Genomic DNA, 3,915 nt, shown 5'->3' with positions numbered 1-3,915 from the left:
TGCAAATCGAACATTGAAGTCCCCCGAATCTGACCGATTTCCACGCCAGTCTAGCTGCGTCGGGAGCGCCGTAAGGGGTTCGTCATACGGGCGATGACAGGCTGTGATGATGATCATGACTCTGCACTTCACCGTTCCCACCTGGCTCCGAGCCTGAGCCATTCGAGCGGCGACACCAGATGTTCACCAACACTCGCTAGTGTCGCCACAGAACTGGTTTGGTACAACCGGGCCTGATTTGGGGGAAAATGCTCGCCATTATTAAGTCGCGTAAATCATGGGCGGCGCTGTTTGTACTGACGTCGTCCGCCCTCGTTTTCCTCTCGGGTTGTGCGAGCGCCACCCCTGGCCCAGCGGCCTCAAGCTCGACAGCCCCAGCGAGCTCGCTCGCGCTCACCCTCGACGTCGCGGGTCAAGAACAACTCGACTGGGAATGGGAGCGAGTGTTACGCGAATCGCCCGATGCGGTGCGACCGATGATCGACATCGTTCGCTTCGTTGACAACGATGACTGGGGAACGGCGAGGGAGAGTTGCATGCACGATTTGGGTTGGCCCGACGTGCGCGCCACTGCGGATGGCGGGCTGGAGTCCGGCATGATTCAAAACTCCCAGGCCGGAGCGCATGCTCTGGCCATGTATACGTGTAACGCGAAGTACCCGATGGATCCGAAGTACAACGTGCCGCTCACCGATGAGCGCCTTGGCGAGCTGTTTGATTACTTCACAGATGAGCTCCAGCCCTGCTTAGCGGCCGAAGGATATGACACTCCGGCTGCTCCGAGCCGGGAGACGTTCATCGATACCTACGCCGAGACCGGTGGTTGGAACCTCTACGAAGGCGTAGCAGGGAATGGACAATCTGAATGGAATGCGATCAACAAGAAGTGCCCGCAACTTCCCGTCGACTTCAATGAGTGACACAGCAGCGGGTCGCTCACCGCGCTGGGCTCGCTGGGTCACCGGCCTGCTCGTCGCAGTCGGGGCTGGCGCCGGTGTGGGGTGGGCAGCGACGACAGCGCTGACACCCCCACGGGATGTTGTGGCCACGACCGCGTTCACCCTCGTCGAGGTTGTGCCCGGCGAGGTGGGGTCGAGCATCAACCTGAACACGGTGGCGCAGTGGACTCCGGTGCCCGCCGGATCAAACCAGGCAGTCGGCACCGTCACCTCCGTGAATGTCACTGCGGGCCAAAGCGTCGCGGTCGGGGCGACGCTCTACACGGTGAACCTGCGACCGGTCGTGATCGCCCAGGGCCAGGTGCCGGCGTTCCGTGCGCTGGCGCAGGACGCTGAAGGAGCGGATGTCACGCAGCTGCAGCAGGCACTCACCGACCTGGCGCTCTACACTGGCGCGGTCGATGGACAGTTCGGCCCCCGCACCACCACGGCGGTCAAGGCGTGGCAGAAGTCTCTGGGCGTTCCCGCCGACGGCGTCGTGCAGCCGGGCGACATCATCTTTGTCCCGACGCTGCCGACCCAGGTAGCTCTCGATACCGAGATCGTCACGCGTGGAGCGCTCCTCACCGGCGGAGAAAACGTCGTGCGGGCGTTACCGGCCGCGCCCATCTTCACCGTACCGGTCAGCGAATCCCAGGCCGCGTTGATGCCCACGGGAACGCGGGTAGAAATCTCCAGCATCGACGGCGGCATTTGGGAAGGGTTCGTGGCCGACCAGGCCGCTGATGAGACCGGACTGATTGTCGTCACCCTCGTGGGCAAAGACGGCGCGGTCATCTGCGCGGATGCCTGCGCGAGCATCCCTGTCACGGAGCAGTCGCTGCTGTCATCCCGGATCGTCACGGTGGAATCAATCGCCGGACTGATGGTCCCGAGTGCCGCGCTGCTCAGCGCGGCCGACGGCACCGCATCCGTCATCGACAACGCCGGCACTAGTCATCCCGTCACGGTGGTCACCAGCGCCCGCGGAATGTCGATCATTGACGGCGTCGCCGACGGCACCTCGGTGCGCATCCCGGCGACGGCCGACTAGCCATGGTCGATACCATCCGGCTGGCCGCTCGCGACCTCACCTTCGGCTACGTTCCGACCGCACCGATCCTGGCGGACTGGAGCGCGGACTTCCACGCCGGAGAGGTGGTCGCCATCACCGGCCCGTCCGGGCGCGGCAAGTCCACCCTGCTCTACGTGCTCGGCCTCATGCTCAAACCCACCGCCGGACAGGTGCAGATCGACGGGACGGATGCTGCGCACCGGCGCGACGCAGACCGCGCCGGTTTACGGGCGCATCAGTATGGCTTCGTCTTTCAAGACGCTGCCCTCGATGCCACCCGAACGGTGCTGGACAACATCATCGAGACCACCCTCTACCGTGGAACCCCCAGGAAGCCGGCCATTCGGCGCGCGCACGAGCTGATGGACCAGTTCGGTGTCGCGCTGCGAGCGGGGGCGAAACCGGGTCAGGTGTCGGGCGGTCAGGCGCAACGCATCGCGCTCTGCCGTGCCCTACTCAACGACCCGCAGATTCTGCTCGCGGACGAGCCCACCGGCAACCTCGATCCGGCCTCATCCGACCTCGTCGTCGATGCTCTGCACGCTCAGGCCCACCGCGGCGCGGCCGTCATCGTCGTCACCCACGACCCGGCCCTGGTCGCCCGCTGCGACCGCCGACTCGAACTATGAGCGCGCTGCGCCGGTGGGCTGCCGTGGTGCGGGAAGCGTTGGCGACGGCGTGGGCCCAACCCGTCGCATCCGTTGTCACCATCGTCATGGTCGCCGGCATGTGTGCCACGGTACTGCTGACCACGGGACGCACGGTCGGGGCGGAGCAGGCCGTGCTCGGCTCAATCGACTCGGAGGGGACGCGTTCCATCATCATTCGTGCCGACACCGACGCCGGGCTCGACGCCACAGTGCTGGACCGGCTGGCACACATCGACGGCATCCAATGGGCTGGAGCGTTCGGTATCGCCCAGGACGTCACCAACCTCCAATTTGCCGGCGCGACCAAGGTCCCGATGCGCTTGGCCTGGAGCAGCCAACTCAACCACCTCGGGATCACCATGCTGCCGCCAGTGAGCAACGCCTCGATCTGGGCATCACCGACTGCGCTGGCGAGCCTGGGAATGCCGGACGCCGTCGGGGCTGTCGTGGACGACTCCGGCGTCGACTTCGCCGTCACCGGGAGCCTGACCGTTCCGGACTTTCTCGCCTTCCTTGAACCCCTCGTCATCGCCCCGCAGACCGAAAACACCCCGGGAACGGTCGCCGTGCTCATTGTCATCGCCGACCGCCCCGACCTGGTCGCTCCCGTCTCCGACGCGGTGCGATCCGTCCTGGCGGTCACCGATCCCGCCAAAGTGACCCTGACCACGAGTGAAAACCTCGCCGCACTCCGTGGCCTGGTTGAAGGACAGCTGGATTCATTCGGCCGCAGCCTCGTCGTCGTCGTTTTCGCACTGACCGCGGTGCTGGTGGCAGCGATTCTTCACGGCCTGGTGATGCTGCGTCGCAAGGACTTCGGGCGCCGCCGCGCCTTGGGCGCCTCCCAAGCCCTGATCATCTCGCTGCTCCTCACGCAAACCGGTGCCCTCGCCCTGGTCGGTGCCACGATCGGCAGCATTGCAGCGTCGATCGGGCTGACCGCCTCCGGAGATCCACTCCCGGGCTGGGACTTCGTCGGCGCCGTCGCACTCCTGTCGACCACCATCGGCGTGATCGCGGCCCTGGTACCCGCGCTGGCGGCCGCCCGCCGCGATCCGCTCAAAGAACTCCGCGTGCCGTAACCAACGGCGCACCGATCAATGTCAGGAAACGAACAGGGCGACATAGCTGATCCAGGATTAATCGCCAAGAGCAGACAGCTCGGCCAAATTGTCCCGTAGGGGGTTGGCGGATTCAACCGGTCGTCGCAACGATGGGCTTTTCTGGCTCTGATAATAGTCGTTGCATGGCT

Annotated in this window: 4 protein-coding genes; all 4 read left to right on the top strand. The window is 65.2% G+C overall.

From position 1 onward, the window contains the following. The first annotated feature begins 248 nt into the window (after positions 1-248). Genes CXY77_RS00080 through CXY77_RS00065 form a run of 4 tightly spaced genes read left to right on the top strand, consistent with a single transcriptional unit; the run spans position 249 to position 3,745 of the window. A complete protein-coding gene (locus CXY77_RS00080) occupies positions 249-920 on the top strand; it encodes a hypothetical protein (RefSeq protein ID WP_104129361.1) in 672 nt (223 codons plus the stop codon). Beyond that, entirely contained in the window at positions 913-1,992 is a 1,080-nt protein-coding gene (locus CXY77_RS00075; protein WP_104129360.1) for a peptidoglycan-binding domain-containing protein, read from the top strand. The genes CXY77_RS00080 and CXY77_RS00075 overlap by 8 nt, the downstream gene beginning before the upstream one ends. Before the next feature lie 2 nt (positions 1,993-1,994). Further along, entirely contained in the window at positions 1,995-2,642 is a 648-nt protein-coding gene (locus CXY77_RS00070) for an ABC transporter ATP-binding protein (protein ID WP_104129359.1), read from the top strand. Continuing rightward, the gene (locus CXY77_RS00065) at positions 2,639-3,745 is read left to right on the top strand and encodes an ABC transporter permease (RefSeq protein WP_233197128.1); all 1,107 of its coding nucleotides are present in this window, start codon (positions 2,639-2,641) and stop codon (positions 3,743-3,745) included. Before CXY77_RS00070 ends, CXY77_RS00065 begins: the two co-directional genes overlap by 4 nt. Positions 3,746-3,915 lie beyond the last annotated feature (170 nt).

It is taken from the genome of Cryobacterium sp. N21 (assembly GCF_002929575.1).
Taxonomy (GTDB): domain Bacteria; phylum Actinomycetota; class Actinomycetes; order Actinomycetales; family Microbacteriaceae; genus Cryobacterium; species Cryobacterium flavum.
Note: the sequence above shows the minus strand (reverse complement) of the source record. Positions and strands in the feature narration are given on the sequence as shown.

Coding starts and splice junctions, on each gene's coding strand:
- CXY77_RS00075 (WP_104129360.1), top strand. CDS start 913: ATGAGTGACACAGCAGCGGGTCGCTCACCGCGCTGGGCTCGCTGGGTC.
- CXY77_RS00065 (WP_233197128.1), top strand. CDS start 2,639: ATGAGCGCGCTGCGCCGGTGGGCTGCCGTGGTGCGGGAAGCGTTGGCG.
- CXY77_RS00070 (WP_104129359.1), top strand. CDS start 1,995: ATGGTCGATACCATCCGGCTGGCCGCTCGCGACCTCACCTTCGGCTAC.
- CXY77_RS00080 (WP_104129361.1), top strand. CDS start 249: ATGCTCGCCATTATTAAGTCGCGTAAATCATGGGCGGCGCTGTTTGTA.